Origin of the sequence: Bifidobacterium thermophilum, from assembly GCF_037482445.1 — a bacterium.
GTDB lineage: Bacteria > Actinomycetota > Actinomycetes > Actinomycetales > Bifidobacteriaceae > Bifidobacterium > Bifidobacterium thermophilum_B.
The window spans coordinates 100770-118268 of sequence record NZ_JBBHLY010000008.1; the positions used below are offsets into that span (position 1 = coordinate 100770).

Consider the following 17499-nt stretch of genomic DNA (forward strand, 5'->3'; position numbering starts at 1 on the left):
CCCGGCAAGGGTTGGTATATCGCTGCAATGATCCCGAAACCGCCCATCCACACTGGTGGCGGGTCTTATGCCGCTGAATTGCGAAGCCGTATCGGCGCTCCGCCGCAAGCCCCGGGATCCAGACGCTGACGCTTTCAGATGGCGCTGTCAGGCGGTGTTTCAGGCGGTGATTCAGACGGTGTTATCTCTCAGGCGCTGATGCCGCGCACTTCACGCCCGGAGGCGAACTTGTCCAGCGCACCGGTCCGCGCAATCGCCCTGTACAGGTACCACATGAGGATGCCGGCGAGCAGCAGGCCGGACACCACCGTGGTGATCAGGTAGACGATGCCGTACGACCCGGCAAGATTGATGCCCTGAAGGTTTTCGATGAAGCTGTACGCCCAGCATCCGACCCCGGACAGCGCGCCGGACAAGGCGGAAACCGGCAGGGTCCACTTGCGGTAGCGCACAATCGCGAACGCAAGCTCCGCGCACACGCCTTGCACCAAAGCAATCAGGAATGTGGCGAGACCGCCCCACATGTTGCCCATCAACGCTTCAAGAATGCCGGCGACGACTTCCGCATACACTGCGGCGCCCGGCTTGCGCACGATGATGGCTGCCAAGGGGCCGGCGAACAGCCACAGTCCGTTGAATAGGCCGGGCAGACCGGGGACGACCGCGTCCAGTGCGGTCCAAGGTGCGGCGGTCAGCAGGGCGACCAGCCAATAGATCAGCGCGCTGGCAACGCCGATCACCGATGCGACGGCGATGTCGACAACGCGCCACTTGAGATTCACTGTGGATGATGCTGCGGTATTCGCGGCTTGTGCCATAATAATGTGCCTTTCTTGAACGGTTGTTCTCAGGCACGGGAAGAGCGACGTCCGTGCGCCGGCATTGCCCGGTTCACGTTCATTCGGTCGGAGGAAACCCCCATCTCAGCCTGGCGTTCAGCCAAGCCCCCGTGTCGGTTGTTCAGTTTAGGGGCACCCCATGATTTTGTCTATCCGATCGATTGCACGCGCATTACCGGCTCTTGAAGAACCGCAGCAGCTGGGACTCCCGCACGCTGAGCCCGGCGAGGAGTGTCGCGGCCATCGCCCCTGCGAACCCGGTTGCGGGGATTCGGCAGGCGGCGATGAAGATGTTCATCCAGCCGTCGGTGGACATACGCCAGCAGTACGCGCACAGCAACGCCAGGCACGCTATGGTCGCCAGCCCCGCCCAAATCAGCGTTTCCAAGATCATTTCGAGCAGTTGGGCGCCTTTGGTTTGCCCTACGTGCAAGGCACCCGCGTATTCCAGTCGTCTGCGCCGCACGGAAATCACTCCGGCAATCACTCCGACCGCCAGCGAGACGTACGGCAGCCATACCGTCATGCGGTTCTTATAGCTGGAGTACGCATTGTACCGGGAGTCGAAGGATTTGTTGACCTGCGCGACCGTCGTGTTTCCGCCTGTTCCTGAAACAATCGCCGTGGAATACAGCAGGTCGTTGGTCTGCTCGCTGACCGGCCACTGCTTCGCCCAGCATTCGGTGAATTCGCCGGAGGACGCCGAAACCGGAATCATCGCTGCATAGGCGAATCTGGTGTCACGGCCGTCGTTGGGCCAGGAGAATACGCCGGCGATGGTCATATCGCCACGGTTGGTTTGCATGACACTGCCTTTGACCAGCCCGAAATCATGCGAAACGTCGGTTGAAATCCATATTCCCGAGGTGTCGGCGGTCTCGTTCACTTCCTGTTGTGTTGATGCAGCCCCCTGTTGCGCAGACGAGGACGCAGAAGACGAAGACGACGAAGACGACGAAGACGACGAAGACGACGAAGACGCGTTCGCTGTTTTCTGCCCGGATGCAAGCAGTTTGATGAACCCCGGGGTCACTTCGTACGCGGGCAGTTCCATGCCGGGCGTCGAAGACGCGGTGATGCTTTCGGCAGCGCGGGCCGCTCCTGCAAGACTTGGCCCGTTGTGGACCATTTCAAGCCCGTCGCACGCTTGGCCATCGACGCTTGCACCGATGAGGGCTTTCGTATCGGCGTTCGAACTGATACGCGTGATCGCTTCCTGTTCGAGCTGCACGATGGACATGGCTTCGTACCCGCCGAGAAGCACACCGGTGATGAGCATGACGAGGAAAAACCATGCCGCCCGCGTAGTTCCCGCGCTGATGTTGCGCACGGCTTCGGAGCAGATTGACCGGAGATTCATGACCTAACCCCCTCGCTTCCATCGGCGCTTCCAGCAACGCTTCCGGCAACGCTTCCAGCAGCGTTCTCATCGATATTTCCGCTCGCGCTCTCCGCAACGCTTCCGTCCACACGTGCAGCAGCGCTCTGGCCCGCGTCCCCATCCGCGTTTTCAGCACCGACCGGCGCGTAATCAGCCAAATCGATGACCCGGTCGCACGCGTCCCTGGCACGCGGGTCATGCGTTGCCACGACCACGATCATGCCTTGCCCCGCGAGATTGCCCAACACTTCGCTCACGGATGCCGCCGTTCGCGTGTCCAGCTGCGCAGTCGGCTCGTCGACGAGCAGCACGTCAGGATGCGAGCATACGGCTCGGGCAAGCATCAGCCGTTGCGCTTCGCCGCCGGAGAGTTCGGAAAACCTCCGGTCCGCCGCATATTCCAAATCGAACAGCCCCATGGCTTGCAACGCTTCAGGGATCGCCTCACGTCTGCTCAAGCCGTGGCAAAGCAGCGGGAAGACCACGTGGTCGAGCGCGGTTCGCTCCGGAACACCGTAAGGGTTTTGGAATACCCACCCGATGCGGTGGATGTCGTCGCGTTCGACTTGCCCCGCCCATGGTTTCACCCATCCCGCGAGAATCGACAGCAAGGTGGATTTACCGCATCCGGAAGGCCCGCACAGCGCGACGGTCTGCCCCGGGCTGATTTCGAAATCAAGATGCTCGAACAAAATATCCGTTCCCGGGAAACGGTGTGCCAGGTCTATTGCTTTCAGGAGCATGTTGCGCCCGCGATCTTCGACCCGATTTCCACCGAGGTGATGGATGACGTGTTGCCGCCGTCATTGAGCTGCACGAGACTGACGCCAAGCGAAGAGCCGACAACGGTGACGGCATGTTTCGTCCCGTCCGTGGTCATGATGCACCCTTTGCTCCCGTTCAGGCCGAATACGGCGCCCGCGGGCACGCGAAGCGCTTCAATGGATTGCGCCAGGGAGAGCGTGCCGCTGATGCCCGCCGCAAGCGTGTCCTTGGTCTGGGTTTTGTATTCTTCCGTCGCCGAAACCTGTTTGAGGTAGTCGGCGTTGTCGATGGCGGTCTGGCCTGCGGGCAGTGTGGTCGATTGGCCGAATACGGTGATCACCCGATCCTGGTCCGAGGGGTTCGTGTTCTTGATGCTGAGTTTGACCAAAGCCCCCGGAATATCGCCGATCTGCGACCCTTGGGTGACGCTTGCGCCTGTAGTTCCCTGCCAGTTGCTGACGGTGACGCTCTGCTCGGGGATCCATAGGATGTCGCTGAGCAGGAGCGTACCGTCGCTGTCCGAACCGTTGTCCGCCATGAGGCGTTTCCACCCTTGCTGGGTATTCCATGAGTACCGGTCGCTGTCGGCGTCGGATTGGTAGCCAAGCCGGGACAGTTCATTGTTCAGCGCACGCACGTCCTGCCCCCGGTCTTCCACGTGCAGGTCGCGGTACAACGGCAGGGCGGTGTTCAGGGCGATGACGGCACGGTCGTTGACGCGCATGCAGGCATGGCCGGAAGATAGTCCGTTGCCTGAATAATCCGCTGTCACGGTGCCGGTGCTGTTGCCCAGAATGGTCCTGTCGCTGGCGATGCTGGGGATCAGTGTGACTGTTTGTGCGCCGTTGTACTGCTGCGTCGATACTTTGGCTTGCGTCACTTCTCCGGATGTGCCCAGTAGTGCGGGCGGACGGTCGGGCATGAACATCGCGCACGCCCCCGCGGTGATTGCGGCGGCCACCACGATGGCCATGATGACCCACGCCGCGATATTGACATGCCGGCGGCGTTTGTTGTCGACTTTGCCTTTGACACCACGCTCATGACGAAACATCGATGTTCCCCTTCTCTTGTTGCTGACGGACTATCGCATACCGGCAATCGGTGCGGATGGTGCGCGACCTATCCCAACGGTTTCCAGTACGACGCCTGATCTGACGCTTCGGCGTACCCGTACTGATACAGTGCAAAGCATTCCTGCGCTTCTGCACTATGGAAGAATTCCGGGGCCGAGTCGCTCGACGTATCCTTCGAGAACTGGTCTTTCGAATACGATGTCGGGACAACGTTTTTCTTAATCAGACAATCGACGATAAGCTGATGATAATCCGTAGACAGTTCGGCATTGCCCTCCTGTGTACGATACAGTAAATCAACATTCATCATTTCATGGCCGATGCAATACGATAAATCTTTGTCAAGTTTCTTGCTTTGCGAATCCGTCAACCCAGCATAATTCATAGCGGGCATGGAATAGAACCCACCGTATGAAAGGGGTTTTGGATCGGTCCAGCCACGATTCACGATGCAGGAGCGAAAGTTCATCCAAGACTGTTCGTAGTCCGAACGCGATATTTTACCATTGTTCTTTGTCGCACGTACGATGATGTCCCGCTGCTGGGCGCTCATAACATCATCGCTGTCCTTTTTCTCTTTTTTCAAGGTATTGTCATCATTCAGCATTCGTTTTGCCAACGCTTGCAGTGAAGAAGCAAGATGGCCACTATCTTCCCCAAAATCCGTATCAGCACTGGATTGAGAAGAAGGGGATTCCCCTGAAGTATTAGCCTTGTCCGCCTGCGTCTTCCCGGACCACGGCGCGGAACATGCACTGGCGCAGGCCCCGACGCAAACAATAATCGCAAGAGCGCTGATGATACTCCGCCACTTGATTTTCATGTTCGTCACCGTCCCCTATTTCCTTTACCGAATACCGTTTGGCACCGTCGTGCCCATCAGCCTATCGGCTTCCATAGGCTGTCTTTTTCCTTGGAGGCGTCGACGGCGTGGTATCCATATTTAATCAGACAGGATTGCACCTTGCTATCTGAGAAATCCAGACTGCTGCTATCTTTTTGGAATTCTTCTGTCGTATAGTCACTGCTTACGACGCCGCTTGCCACAAGACACTTCACTATCAACTGAACATTCGCCGTTGACAGCGTCGGATTGGCAACCTGGGTCCGGTACAGCTGATCGACGTCCACCACGTATGTCGTTGCGCAATAATCAGTATCCTGCGATAATTTTGTCGTCTGCGCCTCCGTCATGTTTTCCGCATTAATCGGAGGCTCTGCGTATAGCCCGTCCGCTTCCCTCAAATTGGGGCTGGTCCACCCTCGGTTTACGATGCACTGTTTATAGTTCGCCCATGCCTGTTCATAATCAGCACGAGAGACGGTGCCGTCCCCTTTCGCAGCCTTCTCGACTACGTTCCTTTGCTCGTCACCCATCTTCTGCGATTGTTTATCAGCATCAAGAATCGACTGCGCGTATGCTTTCAACGACGAGGCAAGACGTGCTCCCGTCTGTGACGCCGACGCTGAAGGAGACTCAGATGAAACAGTGGTATCAGGGGAACCGGAACGAGAACAAGATGACAACAGCATGACGCAACACGTCACAACTGCAAACAGTTTAGACACAGCGAATACATCACGTTTCATATCGTCCTTCTCTCGAACCGATTCCCCATATTATATTGAAAATGTTAATTCATATTATTCCATATTAAACTGCACATAATCATAATGCGCAGAATTTGTTCCGATTGCAATCACATCGCAAGAAGTATTAATGCCTGTGTGCGCTTCCTGTATGATATAGCGGTCTTGGACAGCTTTGCAATATTGATGGTTAGAAAATGAATTCGTATGCACTGCGGAACGAGTAATTGTCGATGTCCAATTCCCCCAATAGTTGCCCCGATTAAAACTCGTACCGCTTGTTGGATAATGAGTTTCCGCGCTCGCAGGACCTGCCACCGTCAAGCACAACCCTGCAGCAAGCACAGCCGCTGCGAGCCCGACCACTTTTTTCTTCCCCTGTTGTTTCATAGCTCCTCCTTCATTGGAGTTATCGATTTACATTTTCAGTTGCATTCTCAACTTCAAGAATACAACTGTGATAATTATACAACAATCGGCTTACGTTTGCAATATTCTCAGCCATCACTTCATTACGCATCACGAAACACGCATTATTGCAGCCGAATAGTAACGGTACGTGTACGAGCAGACTCACGCTATAACAGCGACAACACCGATTATTCTCTGCCCTACACATCTCATAACCCCATCACCTTCTTTGGACTATTGCAGATTTCATCATCGAATACTGATATCAACTATTCCGGCTTGTTCAAGATATCGGTTTCCATACCGGTTCCGACGTTCCCGCATCGTCGTTGAAATAGAAGCCTTGGGCGAAGAAGCAGGATTGGACGCGCTCATCACTTACGGAAAATGATGTCGGTCCCGTGTATTTCTCCCCGGGGGACAGGTCTTCTCCCATCTCCTTCTTGTATTGTTTCTTAGTGAACGACGCGGGAACTACACCATTCTTGATGAGACAGTCAACAATCAGCTGATCCGTATCGGAAGACAAACCAGGATTGCCAACTTGCGTACGGTACAATGAATCCACATTGGTCTTGTACTTGAAGGCACAATCCTGAATGTCCTCGAACAATCTGTCTGACTGCTCCTTACTCATCCCTTTCGTGTTGACCTGTGGCTCACCATACAAGTCCCCATGCTGTATCACGGGCGGGGACGTCCATCCCCGTGAAGTGATGCATGTGCGATACGTGCTCCACGCCTGCTCATAGTCAGCGCGTGTAAGTTTACCGTTGTTCTTGACGGCACGCTCGATGGTTTCTTTCTGTTCGTCGGCCATCGACGGGTGTTTTGCATCCGCATCCAGCAAGAATTGAGCAAATTCTTGCAAGGACGACGCTATCTTCCCGCCCGTCTGTGACGCCGACGCTGAAGGAGACGAGGTTGTTTCCTGCTTCTGTGCAGAAGTGCGCATCGAACATGCCGACAGCATCATCGCCATCGCAAGACCAACCGCGACAACATGCATCATCTTGGGCTTCATGGCCTTCTCCCCTTCCCATGCACTCCACCATCGGAGTCGTTATGCCAAGCCCCCCCCACTGACCAACCAGCGAAGGAACATATTTCTCTCAGTATAGCCTATCCCAGCGGTTTCCAGTATGCGCTTTCATCGCGCGCGTCGTTCGCGGAGTATCCATATTTCACCAGGCAGGTCTGGACGGCGGAATCCGACAAATCCAGTTTGTCACCGAGATCGTCCTGGAGCTTGTCCGACGTGTAATCCTTGCCGACAACGCCATTCTTCTTCAGACAATCCACAATCAGCTGATAGTTCGCGCTTGACAACCCCGGATTGGCAACCTGGGTGCGATACAGCTGGTCAAGATCGGTCACATACGTGATGGAGCAGTATTGCAGGTCTTCGTCCAGCTTGTGCTGCTGCGCGTCGCTCAAGCCTTCCACATCGATGGGCGGGGCCGCGTACAACCCGTCAAGATGCTTGAGTGTCGGATCGGTCCAGCCCCGATCCACAATGCATTTGCGATAGTTCGCCCACGCCTGTTCATAATCCGCGCGCGACACTGTGCCGTCGCCCTTGGCGGCACGCTCGATGATCGCCTTCTGCTCCTCGCCCATCTGGGACGATTGCCTGTCGCCATCAAGCATGGACTGGGCATACGCTTTCAGCGACGACGCCAGTTTTGAACCCGTCTTCGGCGCCGACGCCGTGTTCGACGCCGAAGAAGCGGGATCCTGAGAACCGGGCCGGGAGCACGATGACAGCGACATTATCCCGCTTACCACTGCAAAAATCAGCAGACAACTGAATATTGTTCTTGTCCATTGCATGGTTTACATCCCCCAATCCAGCTCTATTGAGTCAACTCTGATATAATTTATTTCAGATAAAATTCGACATAATCATAATGCGCAGAGTTACCACCAATGGCAGACACGTCACACGGCGTGTTAATCCCCGTGGTCATCTCATTGACTTTATATCTATCCTGCACCGCCTTACAGTACTGGTGATTCGAGAATGAGTTTGTATGCACTTGCGATTTCGTTATCGTTGCACTCCAGTTCCCCCAGTAATTTCCGCGATTGAAACTACCACTGCCGACAGGATAATGTATTTCTGCACTCGCCGGGCCTGCCATTGCAAGACATACTCCTGCAGCGATTGCCGCAGCAGAAATCCCAACCACTTTACTCTTCTTTTTCATCATGTCCTCCATCTTTGGATTCTCGATGCACAGGTACTTACCCGCCATAAGGTAAATCCTCTTGCTATGATACTGCAATCTACAAACTAAAGCAACCCTCACTATCTTGGCAAAATGTACATCTCAACCTCAATTATCAATTGATCATGTTACAGCGATGCTACTATCCGCAGCAGCGGATCCCTACGATTACGACGTTTTCGTGGAGGTTTACTGCAGATCTGCATTTGACGCCAAACTAACGCACGAAGAGTATGCCCATATGCTATACTTTGTAACGACAGTGTTGTTAGGAGATAGAAAGGGGTAATGATGTAAGTAGTATTATATATTCACAGCCATTTCAATTTCAAATTTCGTCATTTTTCATTGGAGTGATAATTCGTGTATAGATAAGGAAAAACATGAAACGCCATTCGTTAGTTCATAATATCAAACATGCCGCATGTGTCAGTATTACAGTCTGCATGGTCGTATATCTCTCGACTATTTCAGCAGCAGCCTCAACGACAAGCGGCTCAAAGTGGGGTAGCCCGACTCAGCAGATCTCCGCTTCTGCGATATCGGGGACATTCGAGACCGCAATGGGAAATGCAGTCTTCGAAATCAATCAGCAGACAGACGTCCATTTTTCATGGACTGACAGCACATCACCATCTTGGAAAGCCTATGCCGCTGACTATGGGGCAACAGGTTGGGAAGGTCAGTCACAATGGAACGTCGTTCTCGGAAGCACTCGAAGTGCAAGTTCAAAATTAAACACGCGATACCTATCCACAGGAATGCCTTTCGACCGACTCAAAGTCGTCTGGCTACATGAACTATGCCATGTCTGGGGACTTGGCCATGTCAGTGGAATCAATCATGTCATGTATCAATCCGCCTCGGACGCGTATTTGAGAGGAGGTGTGAGGACCCTTACAAGCGATGAAAAAAATGGCATCAACAATCTATATTGATAACCAACAAGACTATGGAAAGCGTGCTGATATGAAGAAGCATACACGGCTCGTAAAGCCGATTCTGGCAATGGTGGCCGCTCTCTCGATTGCTTTTGGAGTCGGCGCCTGCGGTTCATCAGGAACAACTGCTCAGACGAGCGGAAATGCAACGACGAGCAAAGGCGAAATTTCGAGAGTTAAAATGTACGACTCCGTCAAAGCGATTACGGATGATTCCGATCTGGTGATCGTCGGCACCGTCGCCGACCAGAAAGTCGTCCAGGACATCGACGATGACACTGACTTCACTCTCTCCACGGTCAAAGTCATCACGACGAAGAAAGGCGATGCCGGCGATAAGGCCGTCGTTGTCCGCCAGACCGGTTCAACCAAGAACCAGACCGCGGGGGCGATCATGAAAACCGGATCGACCTACCTGCTGTTCCTCGTGCACAGCGGACTGTCCGGCGACCTCGCCTCGCAATACTACGTGACAGGAGCGGACGCCGGAATCTACCTCGCCCCCACCACCGCGAAAGCGAAGGCACAAACGGGCACGGCAAACGAACAGGATATCAGCGGGGAGACCTTCAACCGGGTGAACAACGACTCCGGCGACAACCTGCCCGCAACGCTGACCGTCGACGAAGTACCCGCAAGCTGACAGGCTGCGGATAGCGGGCTGGCGGGTGTCGTTGCGGTGGGTGCCGGTGCGGGGTGCCGTTGCGGTGGGTGCCGTTGCGGTGGGTGCCACAGTGTGAGGATTGGCTCGCACTGTGACACCCACCAGCCTTTCAACCTGCCCGTGCCCGCCGCCAGCCGGTGATTGTGTGAGTGAATCCTCACACGATGACCGGTACCCAACGAAAAATCAGCATCAGGAGCCCAGACCACCGTCAACGTGTGAGCCCCGGCTCACACAATCACCGATTCCAACACTTCATCCGCATCCCGCGACCTGCCAGCACCCCACTGTGTGAGCCAATCCTCACACGATGACCGGCACCCAACCAAAATCAGCAACACGAGACCAACTCACCGCCAAGGTGTGAGCCAATCCTCACAAACTGGAGCAGCCCGAGCAGAATGCACAGTCTGAAGCCGCCCGGACAGGTCATCGTGCGAGCCAATCCTCACACAATTACTGGTTTCCAAACCGGGATCTGCAACATGGGCTCTGCCGGCGGTGATTGTGTGAGCCGGCACTCACATAATCACAGATTCCAAAGTCTCTTATGCCTCCCACACCCTGCCCGCACCCCACCGTGTGAGTGAATCCTCACACGATGACCGGTACCCAACCAAAAATCAGCACCAGGAGCCCAGACCACCGCCAACGTGTGAGCCCCGACTCACACAATCACCGATTCCAACACTTCATCCGCATCCCGCGACCTGCCAGCACCCCACCGTGTGAGCCAATCCTCACAAACTGGCGTCCGCCAGCCTTCCATAATCCATATCCGGCAACCAACCACCCACTGTGTGAGCGAATCCTCACACGCCCAGCGATCACAGCACCATGCCATCCCGTAGCCATCAGCCGCGTTACCAATCGTGTATGCCTGTACATACGCAATCCTGCGCATCTGTAGCAGTCAGCATCATATTGCTGACCGGGCTTGTTCTAGCGCATGCCACGACATACGCAACGTGACATATCTGCCTACGTCAGCACGAAATGATGGGACATCCTACAGGTTGCGCACGCCCGGACATACGCAACACAACAGATACCCCGCAGACAGTCGCCGCCGACAGGCATCCATTGCAACTTGCGTATGCCGGGGCATACGCAACATTGCAAACCCACCTACGCCGGCAACAAACGTCAGCCTGTCCCACCGATCACGCATGCACAGACATACGCAACGCAACGTATCGCACATGACCATTGAGGCGCGCCATCCGAACCCGCTTATCACGCATGCCCTCGCATACACAATCCAACACCATGACTTCTGCCGTGATTCTTTCCTCATCCAAGGAATCCGTTACGTATGTCACGGCATACGTAACGCTGCATATCGGCACACGGCACGTATCATGCGCACCCAGACCAACAACTCGCGCATGCCGGGACATACACAAGACAACAGATGACCCACAGACAATGGCCGAGACCAACCGATTCGCACCATAACGCATGCACAGACATACGCAACACGACAGATACTCCACAACCAACGGTCACCGACAGATATCATTGCAACTTACGCATGCCGAGACATACGTAACGCGACATATCTACCTACGTCAACATCAAATGATGGGACGTCCTACAGATTGTGTGTGTCCTGACATACGCAACACAACAGATACCCCACAGACAGTCGCCGCCGACAGGCATCCAGTGCAACTCGCGTATGCCGAGACATACGCAGCATTTCCAACACACCTCAACCAGTCCCCCGCGCTGACTAATCAGCATCGTCACGCATGCACAGACATACGCAACGCAACAGATACCCCGCAAGCAACGACCCCCACCGGTCGACCTGTATCATCACGCATGCCGAGACATACACTGCGCGACAGATGTCCCACAGTCAGCAGCCAACGACAGACATCGTTGCAACTTGCGCATGCGCAGACATACGCAACCACACACAACCGCCGCAACCGCACAAAAGGCGGCGGCACCGACACCAGCACCCGCGCCAGCACCGGCACCACCGTCTCACCAGGCAAACAACACGCGATCGATCACCTCGACCGCGACATCCGCCGCCGCGTCACTCCCCGAGTTTGGCGAGCAGCAGCGCCTCGGCGACCACGTTCTTCTTCAACCCGGGCAGGCTGACCGACTCGTTGGGGCTGTGCGCGTTGGATTGCGGGTCTTCGGGCCCGGTCACCAACACTTGCGCCTTCGGGAAGATGCGCTGCAATTCGGGGATGAACGGGATGGAACCGCCCTCACCCTTGTTGATCGGTTCAACGCCGAACGCCTCACGCATGGCAGCGAGCGCATCCTCGGTCGCTTCGGCGCTCGGATCCATGGCCCAACCCATACCGTTGTCCAGCGGGGTCACGGTCACGCTCGCACCGAATGGCGCGTGCGCGGTGAGGAAATCGGCAACCGCCTGCTGAGCCACTTCAGGCCGCTGGCCGGGGGCAGTGCGCACAGACAGGCGGAATCGCGTCTCGTTGGCGATCACGTTGAACGACCCGTCGACCGGGTGCGCGTCGAATCCGATGACCGTGGCGCTCGGCTTGGTCCACAGGCGTGAGGCGAGCGAACCGATGCCGGCGAAACGGTAACCGGGCACGAGCGACGTGTCGGAACGCACCTTGTCGGGGTCGAGATCCTGTTGCAGACCGCCGATCGGCTCCTGGGAGAGCAGGCCGGGGATGTTAAGCTCGCCGTCGGCGTTGTACATGGAGGCGATGAGCATGGCGGCGAGCGTATTAGCGTCGAGAATCGGCCCGCCGTACTGCCCGGAATGGACGGGATGGTCGAGGACTTTCACGCTCACGTCGAGCGTGGTGTTGCCGCGCAGGCTGGTGGTCAGGCTGGGGATGTCCGGGGTCCAGTTGCCGGAGTCCGCGACGATGATGACGTCGGAGTCGAATTCGTCGCGATGCGCTTCGATGAACGGTATGAAGCTGCGCGAGCCCATTTCCTCTTCACCTTCGAAGAACACTTTGATATTGACATGCAGGTCATCGCCGAGCGCCTTGAGCGCACCCGAGTGGATGGCGATGCCGCCGCCGTCGTCGCAGGTGCCGCGCCCGTAAAGGCGGTCGCCCACCTGGGTGGCGGTGAAGGGGTCGTCGATGTCCCAGTCCGCAGGATTCGGGGCGGGCTGCACATCGTGGTGCGCGTACAGGAGCACGGTGGGCGCTTCCGGGTCGACGATATGCGAGCCGATGACCTCCCACGCGCCCGGGGTGCCGTCCGGGTTCGTGGACTGTTCGACATGCGCATCGATACCGACCTTGCGCATTTCGCCGGCGACGAATTCAGCCGAACGCTTCATATGCTCGCCGGTGATGCCTTGCGCGGACACGGCTTTGAGTGCGATCTTCTCTTTAAGCAGGTCGACGATCCTGGTCCAGTCGGCTTCTACGCGCGCGCGGACGGTCTGTTCATTCAACGCGGTCATGAGTTCTCCTTATATATCTGGTCATCGTGTGTGCGATGTGTGTGATATCTGCGATATCTGTGATGTGTCGCCGCCGCGCTCCATCCGCATACCGTAATACCGTGATACCGTGGCGTTCGGCCGTGCCCATCGGGCCGGTTTTCGGCGGTTCCGGGCGGATTGCCGGGCTGCGAGCGTCTAGTGGTCACCGTAACCTGCAAGCATGACATGGAACCCGTTCAAGAAGACCACCGACGAGCAGCCGGCCGAGCAGGACGAACCGGCCGCGTCGAAGGAATCAGGCGCGAAAATCACTGAAGGCAAGGGCCGTCCGACCCCCAAACGCAAGGAGGCGCAGGCGCGCAATCTTCGCCCGCTCGTCCCCAAGGACCGCAAGGCGAGCGCGAAGGCCGCCAAGCAGCGGATTCGTGCGAAAGAGGACGCGGAATACGAGGCGATGCAGAACGGCGACGTCCGTCATATGCCGAAGTCGGAGCAGCTGCCGTGGCGCGTGTATATCCGCGATTATGTGGATGCCCGCTACAATCTGGGCGAGTTCTTCATTCCGGTGATTGTCGTGATGATGGTCGTCATGATGGTGTTCAGCTCCCGCAGCCCGCAAGCAGTGATTGTGCTGACGATTCTCATGTACGCGTACCTGTTCGCGGTGATCATCGACATTGTGGTGATGTGGCATAAGCTCAAGAAGAAGCTGGTCGCCAAGTTCGGCGACCGCGCGGTGGCCCGCGGTTCGCGCTCGTGCATGTACGCGTGGAGCCGGTCGATCCAGATCCGCCGGTGGCGTCTGCCCAAGCCCACCTCGCCGAAGCGCGGCAACTGGCCTGACTGAGTTTCGTTCGGTCGCTTTTCCGGTTTTGTCTGACACCCCGTTGCGGCATACCACCGCAGCGGGGTTGTTGTATGTGGCGGCATACGCTGATGTGCTTGGCTGAATGGCACCGATGGTCTCAAGGCAGGCGCGACGCATCGGCAGTGCCAGTTGAGATGTTGTGGCGCGCGTATCCGGACATACATGAGGAAACATATCATCACTCGTGACAGCCGGACATGACGCATCTGACGGATTACGCATGTCAAGGCATGCACAACACGGTGTGGCACTATCAGCAATCCCAAACTCGCATGGGATCTGCGCTGTTGTGTATGCCGAAACATACTCGATTGGATGCGCCGCACTGACAAGCGGCAGTATCTGGCGACATCCGACAAGCTTCGTATGTTGCGGCATACACAACGAGACAACGCGACACGAACGACGGCGGCTTCTGCCGACATCCGACAAGTCCTGTATGTCATGGCATACAGGACAGGGCCAAACACCATCGTCACCTCCTGTCGCATGGGGAATCTGTCGCGTTACGCATGTCAAGGCATGCTCATCGCGTCAGTCATTCTGCCGAGGCCGCGAATGGACCACTATCTCACGGATGGCGTATGTCACGACATGCGCAATGAGGCGCACTGTCTCACTGTCGCCACAACCACCACTGCACAACCACCACTGCACAGCCGCTCCAACAACCGCACCAACACCACCCCAACCGCTGCACCCACTCCACCCGCCAACCGCACGCTTCGCCACAGGCGGATACGGGCGGCAGGTAGAAGCGTCACCTTAGACTGGAAGACATTGCAACCTGAACCGAAGCCCGGCGCACACGGCAGCGCGACGGGCCATGTGCGAGGAGGCCATATGAGTGAACATGCCGACATCGTCATCATCGGGGCCGGGCCGGGCGGATACGCCACCGCACTACGAGCCGCGCAACTGGGCAAATCCGTTGTGCTGATTGAACGGGACGCCACACTCGGCGGCACATGCTTGAACCGTGGATGCATCCCATCCAAGGCGCTGCTGACCGCCACACGCACCATCGACACAATCGGACGCGCCCAGCAGCTGGGGATCGATGCCACACTCAGCGGCGTGGATTACGGTGTGCTACGCGATTATCGGCTGCACATCGTCGACACGATGACCAAGGGGCTGGCCGGTTTGCTCGCCCACCGCAAGGTCACAGTCATCCGCGGGCAGGCCGAGCTGACCGACCATTCCACAGTCAGTGTCACCCCCAGCGCCGGAACACAACAGGTACAACGGTTCCGCAATGCGGAAATCCCCGAGGACGCCGGCCAGACCTTGGTCTTCAACGCGGAACATGTGGTCCTGGCCACTGGCTCGGAACCCAAGCCGCTGCCCGGTCAGCCGTTCGGCGGGGCGCTCATCGACTCCACGCAGGCGTTGGCGCGCAACCAGTTCCCGTCCAGCGCGGTGATTATCGGCGCCGGGGCCATCGCCATCGAATTCGCTTCGATGTGGCATGCCGCCGGCACTGACGTGACCATGTTGATCCGCAAGGACCGGCTGCTGTCGGCGTGGGACCGCAGGACTTCCATGGCGTTGACGCGCGAGTTGAAACGGCACGGCATCACCATCATCGACCACACCTCAGTCAGCCATGTCGATACGGGCGTCAATCTCGGTGCGACCGTCCACTACACGCGCGGCGATGACGCGACGGACCACACCGCATACGGCGAAGTGGTGCTCGCCGCGATCGGCCGCACCCCGAACACGTCAAGCCCATGGTTCACTTCGAACGGCATCGCCCTGACCGACGACGGTTTCGTCGTCACCGACGCATACGGACGCACCAATGTGCCCGGCGTGTGGGCGGTGGGTGATATTACGGTCGGACCGGCACTCGCCTACCGCGCGTACGAGCAGGGCATCGTCATCGCGGAATCGATTGCCGGGCTCAATCCCCCGCCGGTTGACGATGACGCCGTGCCGCAGGTCGTGTTCTCCACGCCAGAGGTCGCTTCCGTCGGCATGACGCTTGACGAGGCGCAGAAGCGCGACGATGTGCAGGAAGTCAAGGAAACCCTGTACCCGATGCTGTCGAACGCGCGCATGCTGATGAGCGGCTCCGCGGGTTCGATGTCCGTGGTGAGCGGCATGCGCGCGAGCGACCCGGATACCGAGGTGATTCTCGGCGTACACATGATGTCGCCTGTGGCCAGCGACTTGATAGCCGAAGCCGAGCAGCTGGTCGGCAACCATGTGCCGCTGAGCCAGGCGGCGCGGCTCATCCACCCGCATCCGACCTTCAGCGAGACGCTCGGCGAGGCGATGCTCAAGGCGGACGGGCGGCCGTTGCATACGCGCTGAGCCGCACGACACCGCCGCGGACCCGGACCGCGACCGCGGAAAGCTGCCCACAGACAGCGATTTCGCTACCCGCGGGCAGCCTCCGGCGCTTCCATACCGTTTGGTAGAGTGGTGCACAGTGTGTCCGTTTCCCAGAAGATAAGGATCGCAAATGGCAGACAAGGCCGAAAAGAGCAATGGCGGCAAGCGCCAGAACATGGTGAAGAATATCATCGCGCTGTTCAAGTTCACCTACAAAGAGGATAAGAAGCTGCCTTGGCTGGCTGCAGGCGCCTTCATCGCGCCGATTGTCGTCGCGATTGTGCTCGGCATCGTGTTCCACTGGTCGGTCATCGCCTGGATCCTGCTCATGATCACCGCGGTCATGCTGGGCGCCCTGTTCTTCACCATGGTGCTCACCAACCGCGCCGACCGAGTCGGCTACGCAAAGCTCGAAGGCCAGCCGGGCGCCGCCATCGGTGTGCTGGGCAATATCAGCAAGGCCGGCTACTCCTTCCCGCAGGAACCGGTGTGGGTCGATCCGAAAACGAAGGACATGATCTGGCGCGGCACCAGCAATTCCGGCATCTACCTGCTCGGTGAGGGCGACGAGCAGCGCGTCAGCCGCGCGATGGACCGCGAAGAGCGCAAGATCAAGGGCGTCACCGCCGGCTCGTCAATCCCGGTCTACCGCATCTGCGTGGGCACCGGCGAACATCAGGTGCGCTTGAAGGACGTGCGTCGTGCCGTGCTCAAGTGCAAGAGCAACGAACCGACCCACCACAAGCTGTGGATCGCGAAGAAACTCCACCCGCGCACCCGCTTCTACCTAACCAAAACCGAGCTCAACACGCTTAACGAGCGTCTGCGCACCCTGCAGCTCAAGCAGGGCTACGGCATCCCGAAGGGCATCGACCCGACGCGTGCTCAGCATGTCAATCGTCGAGCGCTGCGCGGTCGCTGACTTATATCGCTGGTCGCGGCAACACTAAACGCACAGCGACATCACACAACAACACCACACAACAA

Annotated in this window: 17 protein-coding genes and 1 riboswitch; of the genes, 5 read left to right on the top strand and 12 right to left on the bottom strand. The window is 57.4% G+C overall.

The window, feature by feature from the left end:
* Positions 1-188: 188 nt before the first annotated feature.
* The 11 genes from WD012_RS06080 to WD012_RS06130 form a co-directional block, all read right to left on the bottom strand.
* Positions 189-818, bottom strand: a complete 630-nt coding sequence (locus WD012_RS06080; RefSeq protein ID WP_339562871.1) for an ECF transporter S component — start codon at positions 816-818, stop codon at positions 189-191.
* A 32-nt stretch (positions 819-850) separates the two neighbouring features.
* A riboswitch (TPP riboswitch) is annotated at positions 851-961 on the bottom strand.
* Between the two features lie 50 nt (positions 962-1011).
* Positions 1012-2199 (bottom strand): hypothetical protein, encoded by a 1188-nt coding sequence (locus tag WD012_RS06085; RefSeq protein WP_339562872.1) that lies wholly within the window; start codon positions 2197-2199, stop codon positions 1012-1014.
* Positions 2196-2963 carry an ABC transporter ATP-binding protein gene (locus tag WD012_RS06090; protein ID WP_339562873.1) on the bottom strand — a complete coding sequence of 256 codons (768 nt, stop codon included), beginning with the start codon at positions 2961-2963 and terminating at the stop codon, positions 2196-2198. The genes WD012_RS06085 and WD012_RS06090 overlap by 4 nt, the downstream gene beginning before the upstream one ends.
* Complete coding sequence (locus WD012_RS06095; protein WP_339562874.1) at positions 2954-4039, bottom strand: hypothetical protein; 1086 nt, start codon at positions 4037-4039, stop codon at positions 2954-2956. The genes WD012_RS06090 and WD012_RS06095 overlap by 10 nt, the downstream gene beginning before the upstream one ends.
* Before the next feature lie 68 nt (positions 4040-4107).
* Complete coding sequence (locus tag WD012_RS06100; RefSeq protein WP_339562875.1) at positions 4108-4893, bottom strand: hypothetical protein; 786 nt, start codon at positions 4891-4893, stop codon at positions 4108-4110.
* A 47-nt stretch (positions 4894-4940) separates the two neighbouring features.
* Positions 4941-5651 (bottom strand): hypothetical protein, encoded by a 711-nt coding sequence (locus WD012_RS06105; RefSeq protein WP_339562876.1) that lies wholly within the window; start codon positions 5649-5651, stop codon positions 4941-4943.
* A gap of 54 nt (positions 5652-5705) precedes the next feature.
* A complete protein-coding gene (locus tag WD012_RS06110) occupies positions 5706-6041 on the bottom strand; it encodes a hypothetical protein (protein ID WP_339562877.1) in 336 nt (111 codons plus the stop codon).
* 304 nt (positions 6042-6345) lie between these two features.
* On the bottom strand, positions 6346-7086 hold the full coding sequence (locus WD012_RS06115; protein WP_339562878.1) for a hypothetical protein: 741 nt from the start codon (positions 7084-7086) through the stop codon (positions 6346-6348).
* A 98-nt stretch (positions 7087-7184) separates the two neighbouring features.
* On the bottom strand, positions 7185-7712 hold the full coding sequence (locus tag WD012_RS06120; RefSeq protein WP_339562879.1) for a hypothetical protein: 528 nt from the start codon (positions 7710-7712) through the stop codon (positions 7185-7187).
* A complete protein-coding gene (locus tag WD012_RS06125; protein ID WP_339562880.1) occupies positions 7705-7890 on the bottom strand; it encodes a hypothetical protein in 186 nt (61 codons plus the stop codon). Before WD012_RS06125 ends, WD012_RS06120 begins: the two co-directional genes overlap by 8 nt.
* 52 nt (positions 7891-7942) lie before the next feature.
* A complete protein-coding gene (locus WD012_RS06130; protein ID WP_339562881.1) occupies positions 7943-8275 on the bottom strand; it encodes a hypothetical protein in 333 nt (110 codons plus the stop codon).
* Positions 8276-9054: 779 nt separating this feature from the next.
* On the opposite strand from WD012_RS06130, the gene WD012_RS08505 reads away from it, so the two are divergent.
* Together WD012_RS08505 and WD012_RS06135 are read left to right on the top strand one after the other, a co-directional pair.
* Positions 9055-9231, top strand: a complete 177-nt coding sequence (locus WD012_RS08505; RefSeq protein ID WP_422614376.1) for a matrixin family metalloprotease — start codon at positions 9055-9057, stop codon at positions 9229-9231.
* A 184-nt stretch (positions 9232-9415) separates the two neighbouring features.
* Positions 9416-9877, top strand: a complete 462-nt coding sequence (locus WD012_RS06135) for a hypothetical protein (RefSeq protein WP_339562882.1) — start codon at positions 9416-9418, stop codon at positions 9875-9877.
* A gap of 2071 nt (positions 9878-11948) precedes the next feature.
* Here the strand turns inward: WD012_RS06135 and WD012_RS06140 are convergent.
* On the bottom strand, positions 11949-13319 hold the full coding sequence (locus WD012_RS06140) for a dipeptidase (RefSeq protein ID WP_339562883.1): 1371 nt from the start codon (positions 13317-13319) through the stop codon (positions 11949-11951).
* A 202-nt stretch (positions 13320-13521) separates the two neighbouring features.
* Here WD012_RS06140 and WD012_RS06145 point away from each other — a divergent pair, with 202 nt between their 5' ends.
* The 3 genes from WD012_RS06145 (at position 13522) to WD012_RS06155 (ending at position 17434) form a co-directional block, all read left to right on the top strand.
* Complete coding sequence (locus WD012_RS06145; protein WP_152356107.1) at positions 13522-14148, top strand: DUF3043 domain-containing protein; 627 nt, start codon at positions 13522-13524, stop codon at positions 14146-14148.
* A gap of 864 nt (positions 14149-15012) precedes the next feature.
* A complete protein-coding gene (lpdA, locus tag WD012_RS06150) occupies positions 15013-16491 on the top strand; it encodes a dihydrolipoyl dehydrogenase (protein ID WP_339562884.1) in 1479 nt (492 codons plus the stop codon).
* A gap of 151 nt (positions 16492-16642) precedes the next feature.
* A complete protein-coding gene (locus WD012_RS06155) occupies positions 16643-17434 on the top strand; it encodes a DUF4191 domain-containing protein (RefSeq protein ID WP_339562885.1) in 792 nt (263 codons plus the stop codon).
* Positions 17435-17499 lie beyond the last annotated feature (65 nt).

Bases quoted from the DNA above. Each gene is read 5' to 3' on its own strand.
- WD012_RS06110 (WP_339562877.1), bottom strand. From the start codon at position 6,041: ATGAAACAACAGGGGAAGAAAAAAGTGGTCGGGCTCGCAGCGGCTGTG.
- WD012_RS06080 (WP_339562871.1), bottom strand. From the start codon at position 818: ATGGCACAAGCCGCGAATACCGCAGCATCATCCACAGTGAATCTCAAG.
- WD012_RS06115 (WP_339562878.1), bottom strand. From the start codon at position 7,086: ATGAAGCCCAAGATGATGCATGTTGTCGCGGTTGGTCTTGCGATGGCG.
- WD012_RS06130 (WP_339562881.1), bottom strand. From the start codon at position 8,275: ATGATGAAAAAGAAGAGTAAAGTGGTTGGGATTTCTGCTGCGGCAATC.
- WD012_RS06095 (WP_339562874.1), bottom strand. From the start codon at position 4,039: ATGTTTCGTCATGAGCGTGGTGTCAAAGGCAAAGTCGACAACAAACGC.
- WD012_RS06140 (WP_339562883.1), bottom strand. From the start codon at position 13,319: ATGACCGCGTTGAATGAACAGACCGTCCGCGCGCGCGTAGAAGCCGAC.
- WD012_RS06085 (WP_339562872.1), bottom strand. From the start codon at position 2,199: ATGAATCTCCGGTCAATCTGCTCCGAAGCCGTGCGCAACATCAGCGCG.
- WD012_RS06125 (WP_339562880.1), bottom strand. From the start codon at position 7,890: ATGGACAAGAACAATATTCAGTTGTCTGCTGATTTTTGCAGTGGTAAG.
- WD012_RS06135 (WP_339562882.1), top strand. From the start codon at position 9,416: ATGTACGACTCCGTCAAAGCGATTACGGATGATTCCGATCTGGTGATC.
- lpdA (WP_339562884.1), top strand. From the start codon at position 15,013: ATGAGTGAACATGCCGACATCGTCATCATCGGGGCCGGGCCGGGCGGA.
- WD012_RS08505 (WP_422614376.1), top strand. From the start codon at position 9,055: ATGCCTTTCGACCGACTCAAAGTCGTCTGGCTACATGAACTATGCCAT.
- WD012_RS06120 (WP_339562879.1), bottom strand. From the start codon at position 7,712: ATGCTTGATGGCGACAGGCAATCGTCCCAGATGGGCGAGGAGCAGAAG.
- WD012_RS06090 (WP_339562873.1), bottom strand. From the start codon at position 2,963: ATGCTCCTGAAAGCAATAGACCTGGCACACCGTTTCCCGGGAACGGAT.
- WD012_RS06105 (WP_339562876.1), bottom strand. From the start codon at position 5,651: ATGAAACGTGATGTATTCGCTGTGTCTAAACTGTTTGCAGTTGTGACG.
- WD012_RS06155 (WP_339562885.1), top strand. From the start codon at position 16,643: ATGGCAGACAAGGCCGAAAAGAGCAATGGCGGCAAGCGCCAGAACATG.
- WD012_RS06145 (WP_152356107.1), top strand. From the start codon at position 13,522: ATGACATGGAACCCGTTCAAGAAGACCACCGACGAGCAGCCGGCCGAG.